This window comes from Alcaligenes pakistanensis (genome assembly GCF_014652815.1).
GTDB classification, from domain to species: domain Bacteria; phylum Pseudomonadota; class Gammaproteobacteria; order Burkholderiales; family Burkholderiaceae_B; genus Alcaligenes; species Alcaligenes pakistanensis.
Genome location: NZ_BMZN01000002.1, coordinates 252,623 through 276,168 on the forward strand (window position 1 = coordinate 252,623; position 23,546 = coordinate 276,168).

Consider the following 23,546-nt stretch of genomic DNA (forward strand, 5'->3'; position numbering starts at 1 on the left):
CATGTTGAAGAATTGTCTGCTTGCCACTTCCAGCGCCCTTTTGATGGGCCTGGGTGCCAACGCGCATAGCGCGGTGGAATTGACCATGTACTACCCCATTGCCGTGGGCGGTCCGCTGACCGATGTAGTCGATGGAATGATTAAGGACTACCAGGCCCAAAACCCGGAAGTCAAAGTCAAAGCCGTGTATTCCGGTAATTACGATGAAACCCGTGTGCGTGCCTTGTCGGCCCTGCGTGCTGGCGAACCGGTGCAGCTGTCTGTACTGGGTGCATTGGATACCCATGATCTGGTGGAGCAGGGTCTGGTTGAAGCCTTTAGCGACGTGGCCCAGGATGCGCCTAGCCAGGACTGGCTGAAAAGTTTTTACCCCGCCTTGATGGCGAATGGCACTTTGGAAGGCAAGGTCTGGGGCATTCCCTTCCAGCGCTCCACCATCGTCATGTTCTATAACAAGGACATGTTCCGCGAAGCGGGCCTGAATCCGGATCAAGCACCTAAAACCTGGGACGAGCTGGTGCAAACCGCTCAGAAGCTGACGACGGACAAGCATCACGGTCTGATGATCCCATCGACTGGCTACCCCTACTGGATGTTCCAGGCTCTGGCTTTGCAAAATGGCCGTCAGTTGATGAACGAGGAAGGCACGCAGGTTTACTTCAACGATCCCAAGTCGGTCGAGGCTTTGCAGTTCTTCCATGACCTGGCCTACAAGCACAAAGTCAGCCCTACTGGCACCATCGAATGGGGCACGCTGCGCCAAGCTTTTGTACAAGGCAAAACAGCCATGATGTGGCACACCACTGGCAACCTGACTGCGGTGAAGAACGAAGCCAAGTTCGACTTTGGGGTTGCCATGCTGCCTGCCAAGGAAAAGGCGGCATCCCCTACCGGCGGTGGCAACTTCTATCTGTTCAAGGGCGCTAACGAAGAGCAGAAAAAAGCGGCACTGGATTTCGTGCGTTGGATGACCGCGCCAGAACGTGCTGCTGATTGGTCCATGGCAACGGGCTATGTCGGTGTCAGCCCAGCGGCGTACGAAACCCCCGCTCTGACCGAGTATGCCAAGACCTTCCCCCAGGCTTTAGTGGCCCGGGATCAGTTGGCTGTGGCTTCGCCAGAGTTTGCGACCTACGAAACCGCCCGTGTGCGTGAGCTGCTGTCCAACGCTGTGCAAGCGGTACTGACCAATGCCAAGACGCCTAAAGCTGCATTGGACGAGGCGCAGGCCGCTGCAGACCGTTTGCTGCGTCCTTTTAACTAAGCAGGTGCAGGAATGGCTGAACCATTGCGTGTGCTGCGTAAAGAGTGGGTGTTTGCTTACCTCTTGTTGACGCCGCTGTTTGTGCTGTTAAGTGTGTTTGCCTTTATCCCGGCGCTGCACACGTTCTGGTCCAGCCTCTTTAGTAAAGGAACAGCACGCCGCCCTGCCCAGTTTGTGGGTATGGATAATTACGATGTCATGCTGGCCGATCCTACCTTCTGGTTGGTGCTCAAGAACAATCTTTGGTACGCCGCCATTGTGATTCCGGTGTCCATGGCATTGGCTTTGTTGATGGCCTTGTGGGCCAATCGGGCCATGAGCATGCGAGCCTGGGTGCGCTGTGCTTACTTCACGCCCACCATGCTGCCCATGATTGCGGCCGCCAATTTATGGCTGTTTTTCTACACGCCAGATTTGGGTTTGCTGGATCAGATTGCCAAGCTGTTTGGAGCAGGCGCCACCAACTGGTTGGGCCAGCCGCAAACGGCCTTGGGCGCCGTCATGGTGGTGACGATCTGGAAAGAGGCCGGTTTTTTCATGATCTTTTATCTGGCCGCCTTGCAAACCATCCCACCCGAATTGCGCGATGCCGCTCGTCTGGAAGGGGCGACGCGCTGGCAGTATGGCCGTCGTGTGCTGCTGCCTTTATTAGCCCCTACTACCTTATTCATTCTGATCAATGCACTGATCAACTCGGTCAAGCTGGTTGATCACTTGTTTATCTTGACCAAGGGCGGCCCCAATAATGCCTCCAAGCTTGTGCTGTACTGGATCTGGGAGACGGCTTTTGCCTATATGGATACGCCTAGTGCAGCTGTGCTGACGGTGGTGCTTTTATTAGGCCTGGGCGCCGTGGCTATTTTTCAATTCCGCTACGCTGAACGACGCGTGCATTACCAGTGATGAACATGGACACCGTTTTGACTGCCCCCGGCCGCACTCTGCGTTTGCCATCCTTGGACACGGTAGGCGCGCATGCCTTGGCCCTGCTGTGGATTGCGCCTTTGCTGTATGCCTGCTGGGCGGCCTTTCGTGACCCGTCCGCCGCCTTGAGCTTCGATTGGAGTGCAGGTTGGACCTTGGATAACTTTGCCGCTGCTTGGGACCGAGCGCCTTGGCTACGCTATATCTTCAACACCACCGTGCTGGTCTTGACCATTCTGGTGGGGCAGTTTGTGCTGTGTACCTTGGCCGCTTACGCCTTTGCCCGTTTTCAGTTCTTTGGTAGCCAGTTTTTGTTCATGCTGCTGCTCTTGCAGCTGTTCATCCTGCCCGAAGTGCTGATCGTAGAGAACTACCGCATGGTGGCTTTGCTGGGCTGGACCGATACGGTCTGGGGCATGGGTGTGCCGTATATGGCCAGTGCCTTTGGCGTGTTCCTGTTGCGCCAAGCCTTCAAGCAAGTGCCGCGTGAACTGGAAGACGCTGCCCGCCTGGAAGGTTGCAGCCGCCTGGGTGTTTTGTGGCGTGTTTATGTGCCGCTCGTCAAACCTGTGTATTTGGCTTATGCCCTGGTATCGGTCTCTACGCACTGGAACAATTTTCTGTGGCCCTTGGTGATCAGCAGCTCGGACCACACCCGACCTTTGACCGTGGGTTTATCCCTGTTTGGTGCGCCTGAAAGTGGTGTCAGTATTTCCCTGATCAGTGCCGCCACACTAATGACTATCCTGCCGCTTTTGCTGGGCTTTTTACTGTTTCAAAAGCAGTTTATGCAGGCCTTTTTACGCGCCGGCATTCGTTAAGGAATTCTGATGAAGATCATCCAGTTTTCGGATCTGCACATTACCCCGCCCGATGGCCTTTTGTTTGGCTCGGACCCATTGGATCGCTTGCGTAGTTGCGTGCAGCACGTCAATCGACACCACGCCGATGCAGACCTGTGCGTGTTAACGGGAGACTTGACCCATGCCGGTCATCAACGCGCTTACGAGCGCCTGCGTGAAGGTCTGCTGGATTTGATTCCGCCTGTGCGTTTGATGATGGGTAATCACGATAGTCGCCCTGCTTTTCATAGTGTGTTCCCAGAGGCCACAACGGATTTACTTGGTTTTGTGCAGCATGCGGAGACCAGGGGCGACTGGCGTTTGATTTATCTGGATACCTTGGAAGACGGCTACACCAACGGCTATCTGTGTGCCCGGCGTCTGGAGTGGTTGCAACAAGAACTGGCCGCTCACACCGGACCGGTGATGCTGTTTTCACACCATCCCTTGCCTGCTTTGCAGTATCCGTCCATGGACTGGTTACGCTTGAGCAATGCCCCGGATCTTTTGCCTGTTTTGAAGGCCCATCCTGCTCCTGTGCATTTGTTTTCCGGCCACGTACACCGCTGTGCCAGTGGTGTGTGGAACGGTCTGCATTTCGTCACAGTCAATGGCACCAACCATCAACACGAGCTGGATCTGGAACGGGAGGGCGCGGCTACGTCTACTTTTGAGCCGGCCAGCTATGCGGTGATTTTGCCGAATGCGGATGGGCTGACGGTGCATTTCCAGCCCTTTGGCTACGAGGAGCTGCGCTTTCCGTATACCGGCGACTTAAATGCTCTGAAATGCATCTAAAGCCTGCTTTGAAATAGCAGCCGGACCTTGGTTGAAACGGTCCGCGCTACTCGGGTTCATCCCCAAGTAGCGCGGGCCGTTTTCCCATCAGGAAGATCCGAGCCGCTTAGAAGGAATAACGCAGGTTCAGCATGGCATTACGTGGCGCACCGTAATAGCCGGTGTAGAAGGTCTGGTCCAGAGCGCTCAGGTATTTCTTGTTGAACAAGTTGTTGACGTTCAAGGTAGCCGTCAATTGCTTGCTGAAGTCGTAGCGGCCCATCAGGTTGACCACGGCGTAGCTGCTTTGCTCGCCTGTCACGGTCTTGCCCAAATCCCACGGCGTGGCGGTGAAGTGGATCTGGCTTTGCCAATTCACACCTCCCCCCACGGTCAGGCGATTCCAGCTGCCGGGCAAGCGGTAAGTGGTCCAGAGTTTGGCCATATGGCGTGGCACCAGGGTTTTGATGCGCTCGCCCTGGGCGTCTTTGGTCTGGCTGTAGGTGTAGCTCAGGGCCATGTTCCAGCCGTCCAGCAACTCGCCCGTCACTTCCATATCCAGGCCTTGAGTTTTGGCTCCCTTAACGGCGGTATAGGCGGCTTCGCGTTCTGTACCCGGCACAATAAAACCGCTGTCTGCCACGGCCAGATTGTCCTGGCGGATCTGGTACAGGGCAATGCTGCTGTTCAGGCGGCCATCCAGCATTTCACTTTTCAGGCCGATCTCATAGTTATTGCCTTTGCGTGGGTCCAAAAAGTTGCCGCTACGGTCACGGTAGCTTTGTGGCTTGAAAATGCTGGTGTAGCTGGCGTAGATCGAATGTTCTTCCGTCAGGTCGTAGACGATGCCCGCGTAGGGAGTGAAGACATTGTCTTCATTCATGGTCTTCAGGCTGTTGTTCCGAGCCAGTACCGGGTCGGGATATTGTTGGGACAGGCTGTAGCGATAATTGCTGATGCGGGTACCCAGAATCACGGCCAGATCGTCGCTGGGCTTTAAGCGCAGAGCGGTATAGCCACCGTATTGCTTGACCGACAAGTCGTAATCAAACAGCTTTTCGCCGGAGATATTGGGGCGGGCGGGGTTGTTGTCCCACTCGAACATATTGTTCACTGCCGTGCCTTCAATGCCGGCATAGCGCATGGGCTCGTGAAAGTTGTCATATTTGGAGGAGTTAAAGCCCAGCACCAACTCATGCTCGCGCCCGAACAGCTGGAAAGGACCTTTTACGTGTACATCGAAGCTGGTCTGGCGTTGCTTGGCGCTGGACACGCCACCATACAGCTTCACACCCTTGCCGGTGACCGGATCGGGGTAGCCCCAGGAGGCGTCGGCACGCTGACCGCTGCGGCGGCCTTCCATATGGTTTAAAGACAGCGCCAAGGCCCAGTCGCTGGGCAGTTGCTGATCCAATTTCAGGAAGCTATTGCTCACTTCCATGGTGTTGGTGCTCCAGCGTGCGCCGGGGCTGGTGTGAACGTCGTAATCAATCTGCTCGCCTGTGTTGTAGAACAGGGGCAGGCCGGAGCCGGTGGAGCCGCGTGGGTCATTTTTCTGATAATCCATGCCCAAGGTCACCAAGGTGGTGTCGGTGACATCGGCTTCCAGAACGCCATAGACAATATCTTTTTTGGTCTTGAAGTAGTCCATATAGTTATTGCCTTCCTGGTGTGCGCCCACCAGGCGACCCCGCAGACGGCCGCTGCTTAGCAAGGGCCCGCTCAGATCCACTTGAGCTCGCATCTGATCCCAGGAGCCGTAGCCCACTTCGGCATGGCCTTGAAAGTCTGCCGTGGGGCGTTTGCGCACCATATTGACGACGCCGGACGGGTCGCCTGCACCGGTCAGCAAGCCAGAGGCACCGCGCAGCACTTCCACGCGGTCATAAATTGCCATATCGGCCAGCCCTTGAGGGATGTTTTGACTAACGATATCGGACAGGGTGGACAGACCATCCAACTGATAGTTGTCGATGGCATAGCCGCGCGAGTAGATGGTGTAGCGGTCGCTGCCTATGTGTTGAATGGAAACCCCTGGGGCTTGTTGCAGCACACTGCCGATATTGTCCAGCGACTGGTCTTCAATGCGCTGGCGCGTCATGACGCTGACGGTCTGCGGAGTTTCGCGCAGCGTCATATTCAGTTTGGTGGCGGTCGTGCTGGGGCCGTGGCTGGCGTAAGTCTGGCTGCCTTCAGTCACAGGCAGACGACGGCCCACGACACGCACCGGGGCCAGCATGGTGGCATCCGTATTGGGGCGCGATAAGGTGATCGTATTATTTTCGCGCCGGTATTCCAGACCGGATCCTTGCAGCAAGGTGCGTAGCGCTTCTTCAGGGCGCATGCGGCCCTGGATAGGGGGCGTACTCAGACCTTGAACCAGCGAGGGCGAGAAAAAGACCTGCAGCTGAGTTTGCTCGGCCAGTTTTAACAAGGCTTCGGACAGGGCCTGGGCGGGGATATGAATAGGAACGGGAGTATCTTGAGCCAGGGCAGGGGCGCTGGTACTTGCCATTATCAGGGCGAGCAGGACAGGGCGCAGGCGGGGTAGAAAAGCGGTTCGGTTCACGGTGGCGGTTCAAGGTAGAGGGGCGGGCACCGCAGTGCCCAGATTCAGAGTTATTCCTTCAAACAGGATTTGAGGAACGCTGAATCTAAATACGAGTCAGTCTTACTAAACCCCTCAGCTTGAGTTGCTTTTTTTGAAACTAATTGTAATTACAAAGTGCCCAGCAAAATGACACTGCCATCAGCCTGTGTTTGAGCACGGAGAGGCAAGATTTGTTGCAGGGCTTGCAGCACGGCACTTTGCTCATCCAGTAGAAAGGACGCGGTGACGCGCTGCTGGCTGATTTTGGCTTCGGCAATACGAATCGGCTGTTCGCGGTAGCGGTTAATTTCCGCCACTACGTCAGACAAAATCATGTCTCGCACAATCAGTCGTCCTTGTCGCCAGGCGGTAGCAGCGGCCACATCCACATCCGCCTGGATGTTTAAGCCTGCTTCGGGGGAAATCGTGGCTCCGGAGCCGGCGGCCAGATAACGGGTCTGGCGGTTCCACCAACGTCCGCTGGACACTTCTACGCTGCCGCTTTCTACCAGCACCCGGACCTGCTCGGCATCGCGGCGTACGGTAAAGCTGGTGCCAGTAACGCATATCTGGATGGTTCCCGCTTTGATGATGAAAGGGCGTTGAGGGTTGGAGGCTACCGAGAACATGATTTCGCCTTGGAGTAAGTCCAAATGGCGGCTGTCCTCATAAAAGCGTAGTTCGGCCTGCGTGCCGGTATTGAGCTCCAGGCTGGAGCCGTCGGGCAGGGGAATCCAACGGCGCTCGCCCACACGTGTTTGCAGGGAAGCGGCGTAGACGGCCTGGGGGCTGAGTAGCAGGCTGGCCAGACCCGCCGAGCCTGCCACAGCGACTAAAGCTCCGGTGTTGCGAATCAGTTTTCGACGGCGCAGATCTGGCCGGACGGGCACCGCACCGCCATACAGCGAACTGACCAAATCCTTGTCCAAAGTACTGGCCAGGGAGCTGAGCTGCTCGACAGCCAGGAATTCGCGCTCGTTCTCCGGGTCGGCTTGCAACCATTCTTCCAACGCTTGTTCATCGCCTGGGGTGAAGCGGCCCGAGTGTAAGCGTGCCGACCATTGGGCCGCCGCCTCGGCACAGGAGGTGGCCTCACCGGGATAAAAGGAAGGTTTAGAACTCATCGCGCAGACGCTCGCGGACAAACTGGCTGGCCAGCGCAATATGGCGCTCCACACTGGCGACAGACAGTTTTAGATGACGGGCAATTTCAGGCTGGGTCCAGCCTTCAATGCGATTCAATACAAAGGCCCGTCGGTGATTCAAGGGAAGCGCTTCCAAAGCAGTGACCAAAGCCTGACGCAGTTGTTCTGCGCTGGCATGGGTATCGGCTCCCTCCGTGGTGGGGTGGGCATCTTCGTGCAGCTCGTCCCAGGCCAGGTGCTGGAAGCGGGTATTACGACGCCACAGATCAATAGCCCGGTGGCGGGCGGATCGATACAGAAAATTGCGCGCATGCGTTGCGCTCAGTGTGTTCTGGTCTTTTTGAAGCAAGGCCTCAACGGCATCATGGGCTACATCCTCGGCATCCGCAGAGCCGCCAAAGCGACGCAGACAGGACTGCATGAACTCGCCATAATAGGCCAGCCAGCTTTTGCGGGAGAGGTCCGAGTTGGACATGAGGGCGAGAGTGGTCAAATGACAAAAAGCAAATTATTGCAAATAGTTCTCATTAACTCAATGATGGCTAATCATTGTCCCCGTTTGGGGTGAGGTTGCCATGCAACGCTCCCCCAGCCCGAATCCTGAAAAACACCTATGTTCGGCGAAATGCTTTGTTGTTTCATACAAGATCGCTATACTTGCGAACTATCAGGGGGAGTAGCTTACTTTCCGGCGCATCGTCATCACGGTAATCTGTGTTTTTCACATTTTCCCGGTGCCCGGGCAACCTTAGGGTTGCAAGCAAGACCTTGCCATTAATGGGCAAGGTGTATCCTCTAAAAAGATATGGCCTGCGTCCTTAATGGATCAGGCCATTTTTGTTTTGTACAACACCCGTCATTTTATCGTTGTACAGTCATGCAAGATGGTCGTCAGGTTTCAATCAAACAATTTGAAAAGGCGGTCTTACACATGATGGAGTTTTTGCAAACAATGAGTTGGGCGGCAGTATTTCAGATCATCATGATCGATATATTGCTGGGGGGCGATAACGCGGTGGTTATTGCATTGGCTTGCCGTAACTTGCCTGCAAAGCAACGCATGAAGGGTATCTTGTGGGGCACGGTAGGCGCCATTGGCCTGCGTGTTGTGCTGATTGCCTTTGCGCTGACTTTGCTGGCCGTGCCTTACCTGAAAGTGGTTGGCGCCCTGTTGCTGGTCTGGATTGGCGTGAAACTGCTGATTCCCGAAGACGAGAGTCACGGTAATGTGGAAGGCAGTTCCACTCTGTGGAAAGCTGTTAAAACCATCATCATTGCTGACTTTGTAATGAGCCTGGATAACGTGATCGCCATTGCCGGCGCGGCTCAAACCGCAGATCCGGATCACCAGATTGGTCTGGTGGTATTTGGTCTGGTTGTTAGTGTGCCTATCATCATCTGGGGTAGCACCTTGGTCCTGAAGCTGATCGATCGCTTCCCATTTGTAGTGACTTTGGGCGCAGCGTTGCTGGGCTGGATTGCCGGTGGCATGATCGTGACTGACGTAAAATTCGTCGAGTACTTTGGTGTGGCCTCCACCAGCACCAAGCTGATTGCTGAAGTCGTGGGTGCTTTGTTGATTGTGGCTCTGGGTCATGCCTTGGCAGCTCGCAAGCGCAAGCAAGTTGCCCAAGCCTGAAATTGAAACAGCAGGTGTAGAACCGCGCCGGGGGCTTCGCGTCCGGCACGGTTCTGGGTTAAGCTCGAACGATTTTCTAAAAAAAGGAGTACACCATGGCACAAGCCTCCGCACGCCACATTCTGGTCAGCACCGAAGAGAAAGCGAATGAATTGAAAACCGCGATCGAAGGTGGTTCTGATTTCGCTCAGGTGGCTAAGGAAAATTCCAGCTGCCCATCGGCCCGTATGGGCGGCGAGCTGGGAACCTTTGGTCGTGGCCAAATGGTGCCCGAGTTCGATCAGGTTGTGTTCAGCGCCCCCGTTGGTGTTGTACAAGGCCCCGTCAAGACTCAGTTCGGCTACCACCTGGTAGAAGTGACTGCACGTCAGGACTGATACGATCAGGCCAAAGAAAACCCGCTTCGGCGGGTTTTTTTGTGGTGTAGTTTCCAGCTCCTTTGCCTTATACATAAAAAGCCTGGACATTTGCCTGCAAGCTGCGCAGTATGCCAGCCATACCGGCTCGTGGCCTTGTCCTCGCGTTGCTCGCTTACTTTGAGCGAGCCAGCCTATTCTTATAAAGAAAACTCATGAAACGCACCGATATGGAAAAGCTCAGCGCCGTCAAACTGCTGAGCAATGTAAAAAAAGCGGGCACACCGCAGCGTTTTGCGACTGAATCCGCTGTTGCTGATCGGCGCGAACAGCGTCGGCAGGATCAGGCTGCTGGCCTGGTGTCTTTCCCGGTCAAACTGACCCAACCTGTCATTGATGCCGTGCGTGCCCGTGCCAGCGAGCAAGGAGTGTCCACCAATGAAGTGATTGACCGTCTGCTGGCTAAAGCTTTGGATCTGTAATCCATGCAAATTTGGGTCGATGCGGACGCCTGTCCGGTAGTCATCAAAGAAATCCTGTACCGAGCCGGGCAACGCTGGAGCCGACACGTCACCCTGGTGGCGAACCAGATGCTGCGCACGCCGCCATCGCCCTGGCTACGGGCGGTGCAAGTTGCGCGAGGCTTTGATGTGGCGGACGACTATATCGTCCAACACGCCAGTCCGGGAGATCTGGTGATTACCGCAGACATTCCTTTAGCCGCGCAAGTGCTGGGGTGTGGCGCTTTGGTTCTGACCCCGCGAGGCGAGCGTCTGGATGCCAATAGCATTGGCGAGCGTCTGGCCATACGCGACATGATGGACGAACTGCGCAGCACGGGCGTGGATACGGGTGGCCCACCGCCCTTTAGCCAAGCCGACCGACGTGAGTTTGCCAATGCGCTGGACCGTCTGATGGCCAGCCTGAAAACCGTCACCAGATCGTAAACAGACTTGCCACCGGCCTGGCCTGTATGTGAGTCTGTCACTGGATTGAAATTTTTAAAGTGAAGTGTGTAATGACAGACTCAAACCGCCCCTTGATGAATTTGACTGGCCTGAACGAGGCTGTCGCCCAGTTCGCGCGCGAGCGCGAATGGGATCAATTCCATAGCCCTAAAAATCTGGCCATGGCACTGACGAATGAAGTGGGTGAGCTGATCGAGATCTTCCAGTGGCTGACAGAAGACCAGTCCCGCGAAGTCGGGAACGATCCGAAAACGGCCGGAGCCGTGCGCGATGAACTGGCTGATGTGCAGATCTACCTGAGCCGTCTGGCCTTCGTCCTGGGTGTGGACATGAACGAAGCCGTCACCAACAAGCTCGTTAAGAATGCGCAGAAATACCCGGCCGATAAGGTGCGGGGGACGAACAAGAAATATACGGAGTTGTAGGAGGGGTCTGAGAGGATGAAGACGCTTAGAAGTTGTACTGCTTTTGAGTCACAAGTCTGTCTTGATCTCTTGTGTGGTGAGGCTGAGGACTTATAGCTCGCCTACCATTTCCTCCACGAACCGCTCCATCCGCGCGTGGCGTTCACGCGCGATTTCCTGTCCACGCTTAGTTTGAAAACCATCGGCCAATTGGAGTAACTTGGCCGGAAAATGATCCAATGCGTAGCGCTTGTCATCCAAAGAGCGATTCTCTGCCTGCGGGTCTTTTGGTTCATACAAGCTGGAACCCATTCGTCCTGCTGTATAGAAACAACGAGCAATACCTAAAGCCCCGATTGCATCCAGTCGATCTGCGTCTTGCAAGATGCGCGCCTCCAGACTGACGGGCTGGATATTGGCTGAAAAGCTATGGCTTTGCACTGCGTGGCCCACGGCTTCGCAGTCCTGCTCGGACCAATCCATATTGCTTAGAATATGCCGCGCCTGTTCGGCTGCCAGGGTAGAGGCCCGAGAGCGCAGGGGCGAGTTTTTCTCTACCGCGACGCAATCATGCAGCAGGGTCGCTGCCAGCAAGATACGCAGATCTCCACCTTCTTTGGCCTGGATTGCACAGACGTTTTTCCAGACACGCAGCAGATGTGATTGGTCGTGGGAGCCGTCGTTGCTCAGGTTCTGGGTGTGGGCCAATAAAACAGCGGCAAGCTCATCAAAGGGTGAGAAGGGATTGGGCATAGTCATTGTCTGCTGTGAGAGGTGCACAGCATAACGCGAAGCATATGGATCAGGGCAAGCCCAAAAAAGGGCTACTGTTGCCAGTAGCCCTTGGGGGGACTGGCTAGAAGTTGCTCAGCCCCAAATCACGCACCGAATCGGCCCAATAGTTCAGATCCTGATCCACATACACCGTGAATTCAGCCGGGCTATTGGTGACCAGGGTTGCCCCGTTTCCGTCCCAGATTTCCTTGATCTTTTCAGTGTTCAAGGCTCGGTGGATGCTGTCTGCCACGGCTTGGACGGTGGCATCGGGTACATCGCCTTGCATGAAAATTCCGTACCAGGTCTGGGCGCTGATCTCATCCATGCCCAATTCTTTCAAGGTAGGCACGTCAGGCAGGGCGGCGGCACGTTCCGGGCTTGAGACGGCCAAGGCCCGCAAGCGGCCATTGCGTATCTGCGCGACGGCCGATGGCATGGTCTCGAACATAAAGTCCACTTGATCGCCACTGATTAACGCCATCACAGCAGGGCCGCTGCCTTTGTAATGCACGGCGGTCATGGCTGTGCCGGATTTTTTCTCCAGTTTGCCTGCCATCAGGTGCAGCATGGTGGCCACGCCACTGGTGCCGTAGTTCACGCCAGCGCCCTTTTTAGCCGCCGCCAGCAAGTCGTCCACGCTGTGGTATGGCGAGTTGGCGTTAACGACCAGCACATTGGGCATGGCTGCAATCAGGGTGACGGCTTTCAGGTCTTTGCGGGTGTCGTAGGGAAAGTTTTTCAACACCGCAGGCGCAATCATGTGGTGTACGGCACCAAACAGCAGTTGATTGTCATTGGGGCTGGAGTTGGCCACCATGCTGGCACCTAGCACGCCACCGACTCCTCCTTTATTTTCTACTACCACGGTTTGTCCAATTTCACTGCCCAATGCCTCGGCCAGCGGACGGGCTAGTGTGTCGCCTGAACCTCCTGCGGCAGAGGGGACGATCAGCCGCACCGGGCGCTCGGCCCAGGCGGGGGGAGCTGCCCAGCTTTGGGGCGCGGCAGCAAAGATAAAACTGAGGGCAAGTACAACACGGGACCAGGGTTTCATGTCTGTTTACCTCCTCGGTAATAGTCGGTTTAGCCTTTGCCGGAGCCCAGGCTGCCGGGGTTGCTGCGCAGTTTGTCGATTTGATCGTGCCGTGGTGTTAGTCCCAGACCGGGAGCGTCAGGCATGCGCAGCCAACCTTGCTCGGGTTGGGGCAGGCCGGTGTAGATCTCGGCCATCATGGCGCTGGCAGCCAAGTGCCATTCCACGTCGCCACCATTAAGCAAACCGCAATGCAGGTGACCGTTGTGAGAGGGGAAAGCGCCGCCATTGGCGACGGAAGCATTGAAGCTTTCTGCCAGGGCGAAGATTTTGCGGGACTGAGTGAAGCCACCCGAGATCAGCACATTGGGCTGCAGAATATCGACAGCCTGCTGCATCAGCAGATCGCGAAAACGGTAGGACTGGCCTTCGTTTTGACCCGCGGCAATGGTGATGCCAGTACTTTGACGTAGTTCGCGCAGACGGCCTGTGTCGTTTTGCGTGATGGGCTCTTCAAAAAAGCCTACATCCAGATCTCTTGCATGACGGGCGATGGTTTTGGCATGGACATAGTCCAGGCTGCAATTGCCGTCGATGTACAGCGGAATGTCGGCCGGGATGGCTTCGCGTACCAAGCTCATGCGGCGCATGTCCTGACGGATCAGCTCGGCCAGAGGGCGAGGCTCGTCACGACGTTGCAGACCATGGTGGCCCACCACCATTTTCAGGCCCTTGAACCCTTGATCTACGCAGTCGCGCGCAACGTTGACCAGCTCTTCTTCGCCCAGGAATGCAAAGCCGAAAGTGGCATAGGCAGGGACTTTTTCTCGCGCGCCGCCCAGCAGTTTCCATACGGGCAGGCCCAGCGCTTTGCCCTTGATGTCCCACAAGGCGATGTCCAAGGCGGAGATCGCGTGCATGGCGTAGCCTGTCTGGCCGCGAGGGCACACATTCCAGTACATACGATCCCACAGGCGCTCGGTGTTCAAGGGGTCTTGCCCGATCAGGTCGCTGGCCAGAATATCGTTGATGGTGCTGGCAACGGGGTGCTCTTCGGTAATGGCGCTAAGACCATAGCCGGTGATGCCTTCGTCCGTTTCAATTTCCACATGGCAGATGGCCAGATTGCTGGGTTTTTTGATGCCGGCGCTATTGAACTCAAAAGGCACGTTCAACGGAATTGCGCGTACTGCCGTGATTTTCATTTTCCTGTCTCCTCGCATTTTTTAATGCGTTTGCATGTAATTGTTTTAGGTTTATAGCGTTTTGTTGCGAGCGTGATCAACGGTGTAAACCCTTGATTTTATTGATATATAAATTCATATTCTGATATATCAAAAGAGGGGAAGGAGTCGGGGTTGGGTGTTTGGTGGAAGGGGCAGAGTTTTGGGAAGCCTTTGTAAAGGCAAGTGAAAAGCCGCTTTGTGGAACATGCAAAGAGCTGTGCGGATGATTACTGCGTCAGTGAGGCTACGCAAGAGAAGGTGCTGAGGCAGTTTGTTATTTTTTTCGTGGCAGGCAGGCTAAAGATGGCGATAAAAATAGCCGTTATGATGACGTTGCTACTGCTACTGCTACTGCTACTGCTACTGCTACTGCTACTGCTACTGCTACCGCTGCCGCCGTTGTTCTTATGTGCACCTCTGCCTGTGCTGGCCCCTTCTTAACTTCTCCTGGTTTGTCTGAAACCTCAGTCCGGCAGCCCGCTAAGGGAGTCACCAAAAAGAAAAAGCCCCGCTAAGCGGGGCAGCTTGGCAGGGCCAGATCGATATTTTTTTACCCAGAGGAAGAGAGCCTACTTACCTCGCAAAACCTGCAGTTGGCGGCGATCCTTCTTGGTAGGGCGCCCTGCATCAAAATCCAGTGCAGGCTCGGGAGCCAAGCGGCGTTGTTCCGCTGCCTGGGCGCGGGCTGTGCTGCTTGCTTCTGTTTCTTGGTAGAGCTGGCGGGCCACGGGAGCAGGTCCGCGTACCCCGCTAAGAGCGGCTACCTGAACTTCCATGGCTGGGGTTTCTTTGCGCAAGGTAATCCGATCACCGACAGAGACTTCACGGGCAGGTTTGGTCGTTTGCTGATTCAGCAAAACCCGCCCTTTGGTGATCTCTTCGGAGGCCAGGCTGCGCGTCTTGTAAAAGCGTGCGGCCCAGAGCCATTTATCCAGTCGTAATTTGTCCATGCGCTATTGTAAATCCAGGCTGGGCTTGCAGAACAGTAGGGGTTAATGCAGCTCCACCGCAGCGGTGGGGGCCGCCTGAACACGCGGTAAGCGCAGACGAATCAACAGGACCAAGCTGAATACGGCCAGCAGACCAGCCCAGAACATGACGCGGTGGAAGCCGTCGGCCCAGGCGTGCTGAACAGCATCCATCCAGAACAAGGGGTCTGCCGAGGCGGGTAAATTCACCTGGCCGGAGGTAATGATTTGATGCGCTTGCTCCACATCAGGATGAGCAGGGTCCAGGCGGCTGGACAGGGAGGACACAGCGCCTTGGCTCATCAAGGAGGCCAGCAAGGCAACGCCCAGTGTCATGCCGGTTTGGCGAATGGCATTGGTGGTGGCAGAGGCCATACCGGAGCGCTCGCGGGGCACCAGATTCATAACCAAGGTGCTGCATGCCGGTACCGCCAAGCCCATGCCCACACCCAGTACCGCCAGCGCAAAACCGGCCAACCAGTAAGAAGCGCCGGGTTGCAGCAGCAGCATCAACCATGAACCTGCTGCCATTAGGCCAAAGCCAAATGTCAGCACCATCTTCAAACCAAAGCGTTGGCTAAGCGCCCCAAAACGCGAGGCCAGCACGGCCATGCCAATGAATTGGGGAGCCAGCCCCCAGCCAGTTTGCGTTGCGCTCCAGCCCAAGGCGTTCTGAAAGAACAGCGATAGGAAAAACACATTGCTGTAGGCCGCGAAACCTAGCACGAAGGAGGCCACATTCGCAGTGCTGAAGCGATAATCCCGAAATAGATTCAAGGGTAGAAGAGGGCGAGCAACACGTGTTTGGGCATAGATAAAGGCCACGAAGGTGACAGCGGCCAAGGCTAAAGAACGGATCGTCTCGGAGGCGTGCCAGCCTTGTTCTCCGGCGCAGATCAGTCCATAGGTCAGGGCGCCCAACCAGACAGCACTGAGCAATTGGCCAATAGGATCAAAGGCAGCGTGTTCGGGGTGGGCGGACTCTTTAATACCCCATATCCCCAAGCCTATTGTCAACAAACCCAATGGCAGATTCAGGCTGAAGATAGAGGGCCAGTCGGCCACATCGACCAGCACCCCACCCAGAATCGGGCCCAGTACCAAGGCCAGGGCACTGAAGGATGACCAGCCTCCAATGACTCGGGCACGTTGAGCAGAGTCGGGAAAGGCATGCGTCAGAATGGAGAGCGCACCGGGTATCAATAAGGCACCCGCCATGCCTTGCACAATGCGGCCCCAAAGCAGGGCACTGAGCGAGTCTGCCAAGGCGCACATCATGGAGCCAACCGTAAAGGCCAATACCCCCAGCAGCCAGCTTTTCTTGCGGCCGTAGCGGTCACCCAGCAAGCCGGCGGACAACATAAAGGCGGACAGGCACAGGGCATAGGCATCCACAATCCACTGCAGTCCGGCCATATCGGTTTGCAGCGCCTGCTGCATACGCGGCAGGGCCAGATTGACGATGCTGATATCCAGGGTGACCATAAAAGTCCCTAGATAAATGGCGATGGTTAGAGCAAGTCGGCGAGTCATAATATTTGATAAATGAGAATTATTATCGACGACTATAAGGTATTGACTGACTGTCAGTCAATATAAAATAAATAGGCTGGCTAAAATAGCGCAGTGATGCCCAGTGAGCTTGTTGACCGGGTTCTTATCCTTACTTTGAAGCCCATGACTGTCGCCAAAACACCTCGTACCCAGCCCTCTGAAGTTCGTCGCCGAGATCTATTGGAAGCGGCCGCCGCCTTGTTTCTACAGCACGGTTTTGATGCCACTCCGGTCGATGACATCGTGGCACGGGCGGGGATGTCGAAAGGCTTGTTCTACCATTACTTCAGCTCCAAACAAGAGCTCTTGGCTGCCTTGCGTGAACAGTTCATCCAGCAGTTTCATGACCGAGTTCAGAGTGCGCTGGAGCAAGCGCCTCATAACGATTGGGTTGCACGCCTGGCATGTTGGATTCGTGCTTCCGTGCAGGCGTATCGGGACACGCTGGAAATGCACGATCTGGTGTTTTCAGACCATATGCGCAGCAATTATCAAGGCGAGCGCAATATTGTGACCGAGCCGCTGTATTTGATCCTTAGCGAAGGACAAAAAGCAGGGGTCTGGTCCGTGGCGGATGTAGACCTAACTGCTTGGGTGATCTACCAGGGCATGCACGGTGCAGTCGACAATATGGGCTTGGACAGCCCGGAGCAATGGGCCGCCATGGAAGACAATTTGGTGACTTTATTCGTTGCTATGTTGGGGGCGAAGCTGCCTCATTAACGAAACTGGAAGTGCTCTTTGTGCAGGGTCCAGGATTTTGCGGGCAAGGTTTGCTTTAGCTCGCGCCGCAGTTGCCTGCCCATACTGGCTGGCCCACAGAACCAGATATGCATGGGTTTGTCGGCGTGGTAATGCTGCAGCACGTCCTTGGGCGTCCAGCGACGGCCATCGGCATAGATTTTCAGATCAACATCCGGGTGATCTTCAGCAGCCTTAATCAAGGCTTGGGCCAGTGGGTCATCGCTGTGCTGACAGGCATATTGCAAGTAGGCGTAGGGCGCGTGGCCTTCCTGGTGCTCCTGGCTTAACCAAGACAGAAACGGAGTGGCCCCTACACCGGCCCCCACCCAAATATAGATACCGCCATCGTCCTGTTCAGGCTGCGTGAAGCGGCCATAGGGGCCATCCAGCTCAATGTTCTGGCCGACATGCAGACGCTCAGGTAAACGGCGCGTCCAATCGCCCAATTGTTTGATATGGAAACGCACAATCTGGTCGTCCTGATCAGCATCCGAGAGGGTAAAGGGATGAGATTCAGATTCGCCCTTCAAGCGCAAAAAGGCGAATTGCCCGGCCTGATGCCCAGGCCAGGACTGGTCCATGCGGCATTGCACCTCCAGCACATCGCCTTGCGAGCAGCAGGAGATGACGGTGCCGGTATGCGGATAGGCCGAGCTCAAGTTACGCAGCAGTTGAATGCCAGCGGCGACTGTCCCAATGACCATACTGATGGCCAGCAACCAGCCGCCAATCCCGCTCCAGTAGGCTATAGGAGTCAGGACCACCGCATGAAAAATCAGGATTAGATAGGCCACCGGCATCAGGCGGTGCAGGCTGTACCACTTTTTATAGGAAATCGTGCGGCGCGCCAGCGTGATGATCAGCATCAGGATCAGGGCGTAGAAAGTCCATTCACCCAAGGTTTTGGCATAGGGTTTGAACAGACTGACCCATTCGGGGACAGGTACTTTAGCCAGTTTGCCACTGGTGCCAATAGCGGAGGAGATCAGGCCCTTGGATTGCTTGCCAAGCCAGTGCGCCAGGCTTAACAAAATAGCGATAATGCCCAGCCATTTATGCAGCTTGTAGACCTTGTCCATCCCACCCAGCCAAGGTTCCAGACGGCGGGGGCGCAGGGCCAGAACCATGATGGCTGTCATGGTGCCCAGCGCCAGAATCCCGGTTAGCAACATACCTTCTTGCCGCAACACCCACAGACCATCACCCGGCGGGGAGGGGGATAGCCACAGGGCTTCAACAGCCCAGATCAGAAAGAAAGCGGAAAGCAGTAATAAAAGAGGGCGACGCATGGCCTTGTCCGGATTGTTAGGGGGAACGGACGCTGCGTAATTGCCGTGTGAGAACCAAAAACCGACGCAGCGTACCGAAGACACCTTATCGATGTTAGTACGCAGCCTGATGGTCGGTAGAGCCAGTATTCAAGGCTGTGTTGAGAAAACTCAAAGTAGCCCTAAATATTTGTTATTTAAAGAATTTATAAATGATTATGGTTGCTGTTTACTCTATTTTTGCTTGTTTCAACTTGGCCTTGTTTTACTTTTTATGCTTGTGCGGCCGGGCTCAGCAACGATGCCAGATCCAGTAAAGCATTATCCTGATGCGGCTGCCCGATCAGTTGCAGACCCAAGGGCAGCGGGCTGTTTTGACCCGGTGCTGGCAGGCTCAAAGTAGGCCAACCTAACAAAGACCAAGGGCGGTTCAGAACAGAGGAACCCGTGCTGTCCAGCCCATACGGCGCAGGCCCTGGGGCAGCAGGCGTTAGCAAGGCATCGAAATGACCGTAACGATCCTGCCATTCCTGTTCAAGCTGGCGACGCCGTGCTTGCCAGGCGTGGTAGTCGGCAGCGGGCATATCCAGACCCTGTTTGATGGCGTGTACCGTAACGGGGCGCAAGGCATCAGGGCTGGCCTGCCAGACCGGCAGTAGGCTGCGGGCCATTTCGTAGCCCATGATCTGCCCTTGCAGGATCAGCAGTTCTTTTAATTGCGGATCGGCTGGCAGACGCTCCAGCTGTGCTCCCTGTTCTTCCAGGTGCTGGCAGCCTTGCTCCAGGGCAGCCAGCGCAGCGGGCGTAATCGGGCCCAGATCTTTGCCATCCAGAACACCGATACGTGGCGCGCTGGGGACACGGACTTCAGGCAAGCCTTGCAGCACTGTGGCAACTCGCCGCAAGACCGAGAGGTCTCGGCTGAAATAGCCAATGGTGTCCAGGCTGTCGCACAGCAAGAAAAGACCGCTGCGATGGACCGCGCCAAAGCTGGGTTTGAAACCCAGAATGCCGGTAAACGCAGCGGGGCGCATCATGGAGCCCCCAGTTTGGGTCCCCAATGCAAAATCGACCATGCCTGCCGCCACCGCAGCCGCTGAACCACTGGAGGAACCACCCGGTGTATGGTCCAGATTCAGCGGGTTACGGGTGGGGCCAGGGGCGGCGTAGGCAAATTCAGCGGTAACAGTTTTACCGACGACAATGGCACCCGCACGGCGCAGCAGGGCGACACAGGCGGCATCGCGTTCTGCGGGCAAGGCGTCGGGGAAGTGCGCGCCGTAGCGGGTGGGCATGCTTTGAACATCCAGCACATCTTTCACACCAAAGCTTAAGCCCGCCAAGGGGCCGCTGGGATTGGTGCTTATACAGGTGGCTGGGTCAGCCAGCCAGGACCAGGCCTGGATGGACTGGTCCTGCTTAGCGAGGGGGGAAGGGTTTGCAGTCATAAGCGAGAACTGGAGTTACTGAATCGAGATGTTCTGAGCTTTGATCAGCGCGGTCCAGCGTTTAGTTTCTTCTTTCGCAAAAGCGGAGAATTCTTCGGGAGTGCCACCCACGACTTCCGCACCTTGGGACTCCACAATCTGGCGATAGTCGGGGGCGCTTAGCGCGTCGTTAACGGCTTTATTCAGTTTTTCCAGGACATCGCTTGGCAAGCCAGCAGGAGCAATCACGCCAAACCAGTTCGATGCCACCAGATCCACCCCTTGTTCTTTGAAGGTGGGGATGTTTGGCATGGATTTCAGACGTTCTTCAGAGGTCACGCCCAGAACACGCAAACGGGGATTGTCGACTTGCATGTGTGGCAGAAACAGGCTGGCCAATTCTAAATAAAAGGAGATATTGCCGGCCAGCAAATCGTTCGATGCGGGTGCACCACCACGATAAGGAACGTGGACCGCATCAAAACCGGAAGTGGCCTTGAACTGCTCGGTCAGCAAGTGCGAAGCACCACCTGCTCCGGTCGAGGCGTAGTCCAGCTTGTCGGGGTTTTTCTTGCCGTCAGCCACCAGATCAGCCAGGGACTGGTAGGCGGAGTTGCTGTTCACGCCCAGGGCCATGGCACCGCGCTCGATCAAGGCGATGGGCTGCAAATCCTGCTCAGGATCAAAGGGCAGGTTACTGCCGTACAGGGCCTTGTTCACCGACATGGGGCCAAAGTTGCCCAAGCCGATGGTGTAGCCGTTGGGCTTGGCACGAGCAATCATGCTGGTGCCGATATTGCCGCTGGCACCGGGCTTGTTTTCCACCACAATGGTCACGCCCAGGCTGTCGCTCATCTTTTGAGCCAGCATGCGCGAGCGGGTGTCGGAGCTGCCCCCTGCCGCGTAGGGCACGACAAAGGTAATCGCCTGGGATGGGTAGGCTGCATCAGCCAAAGCCGAATTGGAACCCAGTAAAGTTAATGCCAGCAGGCCGCTCAGTAAAGGGGCGCGATGCTTGAATACCGTCATGTTTATCTCCTGCGGTGGGCCAACTTTCGCAGTGACGTGCAGTGTGGCCCTGTTTTTTGATAAGTGTCAGGACGGATAGTAGATAGCGGGTATTATGTTGTCTAATATTAAAAATAAATGCTATTGATTCATTTTCAGACCTAATTGGTGTGTGCATGTTGGACTCTAAGTTAAGCGAGATGTTCTTGGTCCTGGCGGAAGAGCTGCACTTTGGCCGAGCGGCCCAGCGCTTGTTCATGACTCAGCCGCCTTTGAGCCAAGCCATACGCAGGCTGGAAGAGCAGGTAGGGGCCACCTTGTTTATCCGCACCACGCGCAGTGTGCAACTGACGGCGGCGGGGTCCGAGTTGCAACGGCGTTTGCGTCTGATTGGTACGGAGCTGGAGCAAACGGTGCAAGCCGTGCAGCAAGTACATCGAGGTGAAACCGGTATGTTGCGCATTGCCCTGACCCCCAGCAGTGCTTACGCCGGCGTGTCCAGGCATTTGTACCGTTTTCGCCAGGATTTCCCGCAAGTGGATATGCAGGTCTACGAGATGAATTCCAGCGATATGCCGGCTGCCTTGTACGAGCGCCGGGTAGATGTGGCCTTGATCCGGCCTTCTTTTGCGGTGCCGGATCTGAATCCGCAGCTAGTGGAATCCGAACCCATGATGTTTGTGCTTAGGCGTGATGATCCGCGCGCCCAGGAGCATCGTCAGGGCTTGACGCTATTTCAGGCTTTTTCCTACGAGATGGTGGCTTATTCACGCCAGCATTCGCGCTACTTTCATTTGCTGCAGCAACGCATGTTGCAGCGTTCAGGCTGCTTGCCGCGCTTTGTGCAGGAAAGCATGGTGCCAACGGTTTTGGTGATGGTCGAAGCGGGTATCGCACCGGCTATCGTCCCCGCTTCTCTGGCTCGTCTGCGCACGGATACTTTGGTGTATCTGCCTTTGCTGGATGCTGAGGATATTGCGGCCGAGTTGATGAGCGCCCATGAGTCTGACAATCCCAACCCGGCCTTGGCGAACTTTCTGGCCGTGTTGGACCAGGGACGTCTACTCTGACTGACGTCCGGCCAGCCATTCCCGCATGGACTGGCCCGTGCGTTGGCGAAACAGGCGCGACAGGGCGGAAGGGTTGGCATAGCCCAGATCCAAGGCAATACGTTTAGCCGATTGGCCTTGAACCAATCTTTGGCAGGCCAGGGACAAGCGCCATTGAGCCAAGTAATCTGCTGGCGTGTCGCCTACCCACTGTTTGAATTGCACCGCAAAAGCGCTGCGTGACAGCTTGGCTTCCTGGGCCAGCGATTGCACCGTCCAGTCCCGGCCTGGGTCGGCTTGAATCGCCAGCAAAGCGCGTGCAACGGGGGGATGCGATAGCCCGCGGAACAAGCCTACGGGGATGTCGCAACGGTCTGGGTGGTCAAACAGCCAGCGCAGCAATTGCAACAGTACGATCTCGAACAGGCGATCTGCCAGCAAACGATGGCCGCAGCGTACAGACTCCGTTTCTGCAAAAAGCAGGCCCAGTGCCTGTTCCAGCCCAGCGGCTTCATCTAGCGGAACAATAATCAGATCGGGCAGGGAACGGGCCAACGGGTGGTGTTCTCCACCGTCAAAATCCAGCGTCGCGCAGGTGAAGTCCGAGCCTTCATTGGGTAAATCGTAAAAAGAATGTTCCAGCGGCCGGGGATAAAACAGCAGGCTGGGGCGATCAATTGTCAGGACTTCAGGTACCGGATCCCGTGGGTCGTGACGCACGCTGAGTTGGCCATGTCGCAAAATATGTAGAAAGGCACGTCCAGGTTGGGCGGCAAACCGGGTCACACCGCACAAGGAGCCGTTGTAGAACAGATGGGCTCGGACACGGAATTGCTCCAACAAGAGGGAGAGGCGATCCAGGTTCATGAAACATCCTTGTCTGGATGAAAAGGTAAGTTGTAGGGACTAATCTTATCCAATGATCTTGCTGTTGGCGAGACACTATCCCTGCTCGCTTCTTTTTGGCCACAACGGCCTACTTCCACAGGAGATCACCATGTCCCGTCTTACTTTGCCTGAAGTTGCTCAAGCTCCCGCCGCCAGCCAGCCTGCTTTGCAGGAAATTCAAAAGGCGTTTGGTGGTAGCGTGCCTGCCATGTTCCGTATGGTGTCCAATTCGCCAGCGGCCTTGCGTAGCATGTGGGGCTCCTTCGGGGCGTTTGGTGGCGGCCAGCTGGGCGCCAAACTGGGCGAACAATTGGCTATTGCCATTGCCGACCGTAACCGTTGCGAATATTGCCTGGCGGCTCACAATGTGCTCGGTGCCAATGCCGGTTTGAACCCAGAGACCTTGGCCCAGGCCCAGCGCGGTCAGTCCGATGACCCGCGTACTGCTGCAGCGTTGAAATTTGTGCTCAAGCTGGTGGATCAGCGTGGGCAAGTGTCGGCTGCTGATGTGCAAGCCGTGCGTGATGCCGGTTTCTCTGAAGGTGAGGTCGTTGAACTGGTCGGCGTAACCGCCTTGAACCTGTTCACCAACTACATCAACAATGCGCTGGATGTGCCGGTGGATTTCAAGGCCGTTGAACTGACCGCCTAAGTCATTTTGTGATGGCCCGCCTGCTTGTGTGCAGGCGGGCTTT

General features: G+C 56.0%; 24 protein-coding genes. 12 read left to right on the plus strand and 12 right to left on the minus strand.

The annotated features are described in order from the left end of the window. Window position 1 precedes the first annotated feature (1 nt). Genes IE156_RS06105 through IE156_RS06120 form a run of 4 tightly spaced genes read left to right on the plus strand, consistent with a single transcriptional unit; the run spans window position 2 to window position 3,828 of the window. Window positions 2-1,264 (plus strand): ABC transporter substrate-binding protein, encoded by a 1,263-nt coding sequence (locus IE156_RS06105; protein WP_189391650.1) that lies wholly within the window; start codon window positions 2-4, stop codon window positions 1,262-1,264. Window positions 1,265-1,276: 12 nt separating this feature from the next. Beyond that, entirely contained in the window at window positions 1,277-2,167 is an 891-nt protein-coding gene (locus IE156_RS06110) for a carbohydrate ABC transporter permease (RefSeq protein WP_189391651.1), read from the plus strand. Continuing rightward, entirely contained in the window at window positions 2,167-3,009 is an 843-nt protein-coding gene (locus IE156_RS06115) for a carbohydrate ABC transporter permease (RefSeq protein WP_189391652.1), read from the plus strand. The genes IE156_RS06110 and IE156_RS06115 overlap by 1 nt, the downstream gene beginning before the upstream one ends. Window positions 3,010-3,018: 9 nt before the next feature. Next, complete coding sequence (locus tag IE156_RS06120) at window positions 3,019-3,828, plus strand: phosphodiesterase (RefSeq protein ID WP_189391653.1); 810 nt, start codon at window positions 3,019-3,021, stop codon at window positions 3,826-3,828. A 106-nt stretch (window positions 3,829-3,934) separates the two neighbouring features. Here IE156_RS06120 and IE156_RS06125 read toward each other — a convergent pair whose 3' ends face one another. The 3 genes from IE156_RS06125 to IE156_RS06135 all read right to left on the minus strand — a co-directional run bounded on the left by IE156_RS06125 (window position 3,935) and on the right by IE156_RS06135 (window position 8,017). Next, window positions 3,935-6,376 carry a TonB-dependent siderophore receptor gene (locus IE156_RS06125; RefSeq protein WP_189391654.1) on the minus strand — a complete coding sequence of 814 codons (2,442 nt, stop codon included), beginning with the start codon at window positions 6,374-6,376 and terminating at the stop codon, window positions 3,935-3,937. Between the two features lie 149 nt (window positions 6,377-6,525). Further along, window positions 6,526-7,521 (minus strand): FecR family protein, encoded by a 996-nt coding sequence (locus IE156_RS06130; RefSeq protein ID WP_189391655.1) that lies wholly within the window; start codon window positions 7,519-7,521, stop codon window positions 6,526-6,528. Then, window positions 7,511-8,017 (minus strand): RNA polymerase sigma factor, encoded by a 507-nt coding sequence (locus IE156_RS06135; protein WP_189391656.1) that lies wholly within the window; start codon window positions 8,015-8,017, stop codon window positions 7,511-7,513. The genes IE156_RS06130 and IE156_RS06135 overlap by 11 nt, the downstream gene beginning before the upstream one ends. A 456-nt stretch (window positions 8,018-8,473) precedes the next feature. Between IE156_RS06135 and IE156_RS06140 the strand changes: the two genes are divergently transcribed. The 5 genes from IE156_RS06140 to IE156_RS06160 all read left to right on the plus strand — a co-directional run bounded on the left by IE156_RS06140 (window position 8,474) and on the right by IE156_RS06160 (window position 10,930). Beyond that, entirely contained in the window at window positions 8,474-9,181 is a 708-nt protein-coding gene (locus IE156_RS06140) for a TerC family protein (protein ID WP_189391657.1), read from the plus strand. Window positions 9,182-9,276: 95 nt separating this feature from the next. Next, window positions 9,277-9,558: a peptidylprolyl isomerase gene (locus IE156_RS06145; protein ID WP_094195522.1), complete on the plus strand. Its 282-nt coding sequence runs from the start codon at window positions 9,277-9,279 to the stop codon at window positions 9,556-9,558. A 194-nt stretch (window positions 9,559-9,752) separates the two neighbouring features. After that, entirely contained in the window at window positions 9,753-10,019 is a 267-nt protein-coding gene (locus tag IE156_RS06150; protein WP_189391658.1) for a hypothetical protein, read from the plus strand. Between the two features lie 3 nt (window positions 10,020-10,022). Further along, window positions 10,023-10,484, plus strand: coding sequence for a YaiI/YqxD family protein (locus IE156_RS06155; RefSeq protein ID WP_189391659.1), 462 nt, complete (start codon window positions 10,023-10,025; stop codon window positions 10,482-10,484). Between the two features lie 71 nt (window positions 10,485-10,555). After that, entirely contained in the window at window positions 10,556-10,930 is a 375-nt protein-coding gene (locus tag IE156_RS06160) for a nucleotide pyrophosphohydrolase (RefSeq protein WP_189391660.1), read from the plus strand. A gap of 90 nt (window positions 10,931-11,020) precedes the next feature. Here IE156_RS06160 and IE156_RS06165 read toward each other — a convergent pair whose 3' ends face one another. From IE156_RS06165 to IE156_RS06185, 5 genes are all read right to left on the minus strand, one after another. Then, window positions 11,021-11,662: an HD domain-containing protein gene (locus tag IE156_RS06165; protein WP_229841061.1), complete on the minus strand. Its 642-nt coding sequence runs from the start codon at window positions 11,660-11,662 to the stop codon at window positions 11,021-11,023. A 103-nt stretch (window positions 11,663-11,765) separates the two neighbouring features. Next, the gene (locus IE156_RS06170) at window positions 11,766-12,740 is read right to left on the minus strand and encodes a Bug family tripartite tricarboxylate transporter substrate binding protein (RefSeq protein WP_189391662.1); all 975 of its coding nucleotides are present in this window, start codon (window positions 12,738-12,740) and stop codon (window positions 11,766-11,768) included. Between the two features lie 29 nt (window positions 12,741-12,769). After that, a complete protein-coding gene (locus tag IE156_RS06175; protein ID WP_189391663.1) occupies window positions 12,770-13,924 on the minus strand; it encodes a mandelate racemase/muconate lactonizing enzyme family protein in 1,155 nt (384 codons plus the stop codon). A 590-nt stretch (window positions 13,925-14,514) separates the two neighbouring features. Continuing rightward, the gene (locus IE156_RS06180) at window positions 14,515-14,895 is read right to left on the minus strand and encodes an RNA-binding S4 domain-containing protein (RefSeq protein ID WP_189391664.1); all 381 of its coding nucleotides are present in this window, start codon (window positions 14,893-14,895) and stop codon (window positions 14,515-14,517) included. Between the two features lie 42 nt (window positions 14,896-14,937). Beyond that, the gene (locus IE156_RS06185; protein ID WP_189391665.1) at window positions 14,938-16,446 is read right to left on the minus strand and encodes a DHA2 family efflux MFS transporter permease subunit; all 1,509 of its coding nucleotides are present in this window, start codon (window positions 16,444-16,446) and stop codon (window positions 14,938-14,940) included. A gap of 144 nt (window positions 16,447-16,590) precedes the next feature. Between IE156_RS06185 and IE156_RS06190 the strand changes: the two genes are divergently transcribed. Then, window positions 16,591-17,190, plus strand: a complete 600-nt coding sequence (locus tag IE156_RS06190; RefSeq protein ID WP_189391666.1) for a TetR/AcrR family transcriptional regulator — start codon at window positions 16,591-16,593, stop codon at window positions 17,188-17,190. On the opposite strand, the gene IE156_RS06195 is transcribed toward IE156_RS06190, so the two are convergent. The 3 genes from IE156_RS06195 to IE156_RS06205 form a co-directional block, all read right to left on the minus strand. After that, a complete protein-coding gene (locus IE156_RS06195; RefSeq protein ID WP_189391667.1) occupies window positions 17,187-18,500 on the minus strand; it encodes a ferredoxin reductase family protein in 1,314 nt (437 codons plus the stop codon). The two genes, IE156_RS06190 and IE156_RS06195, sit on opposite strands and share 4 nt — an antisense overlap. A 251-nt stretch (window positions 18,501-18,751) precedes the next feature. After that, window positions 18,752-19,927: an amidase gene (locus tag IE156_RS06200; protein ID WP_189391668.1), complete on the minus strand. Its 1,176-nt coding sequence runs from the start codon at window positions 19,925-19,927 to the stop codon at window positions 18,752-18,754. Between the two features lie 15 nt (window positions 19,928-19,942). After that, window positions 19,943-20,935: a Bug family tripartite tricarboxylate transporter substrate binding protein gene (locus IE156_RS06205; RefSeq protein ID WP_189391669.1), complete on the minus strand. Its 993-nt coding sequence runs from the start codon at window positions 20,933-20,935 to the stop codon at window positions 19,943-19,945. A 155-nt stretch (window positions 20,936-21,090) separates the two neighbouring features. On the opposite strand from IE156_RS06205, the gene IE156_RS06210 reads away from it, so the two are divergent. After that, window positions 21,091-21,984: a LysR substrate-binding domain-containing protein gene (locus IE156_RS06210; RefSeq protein WP_189391670.1), complete on the plus strand. Its 894-nt coding sequence runs from the start codon at window positions 21,091-21,093 to the stop codon at window positions 21,982-21,984. Here the strand turns inward: IE156_RS06210 and IE156_RS06215 are convergent. Next, the gene (locus tag IE156_RS06215) at window positions 21,976-22,830 is read right to left on the minus strand and encodes an AraC family transcriptional regulator (protein WP_189391671.1); all 855 of its coding nucleotides are present in this window, start codon (window positions 22,828-22,830) and stop codon (window positions 21,976-21,978) included. The genes IE156_RS06210 and IE156_RS06215 overlap by 9 nt on opposite strands. A 130-nt stretch (window positions 22,831-22,960) precedes the next feature. Between IE156_RS06215 and IE156_RS06220 the strand changes: the two genes are divergently transcribed. Beyond that, window positions 22,961-23,503: a carboxymuconolactone decarboxylase family protein gene (locus IE156_RS06220; protein ID WP_189391672.1), complete on the plus strand. Its 543-nt coding sequence runs from the start codon at window positions 22,961-22,963 to the stop codon at window positions 23,501-23,503. Window positions 23,504-23,546 lie beyond the last annotated feature (43 nt).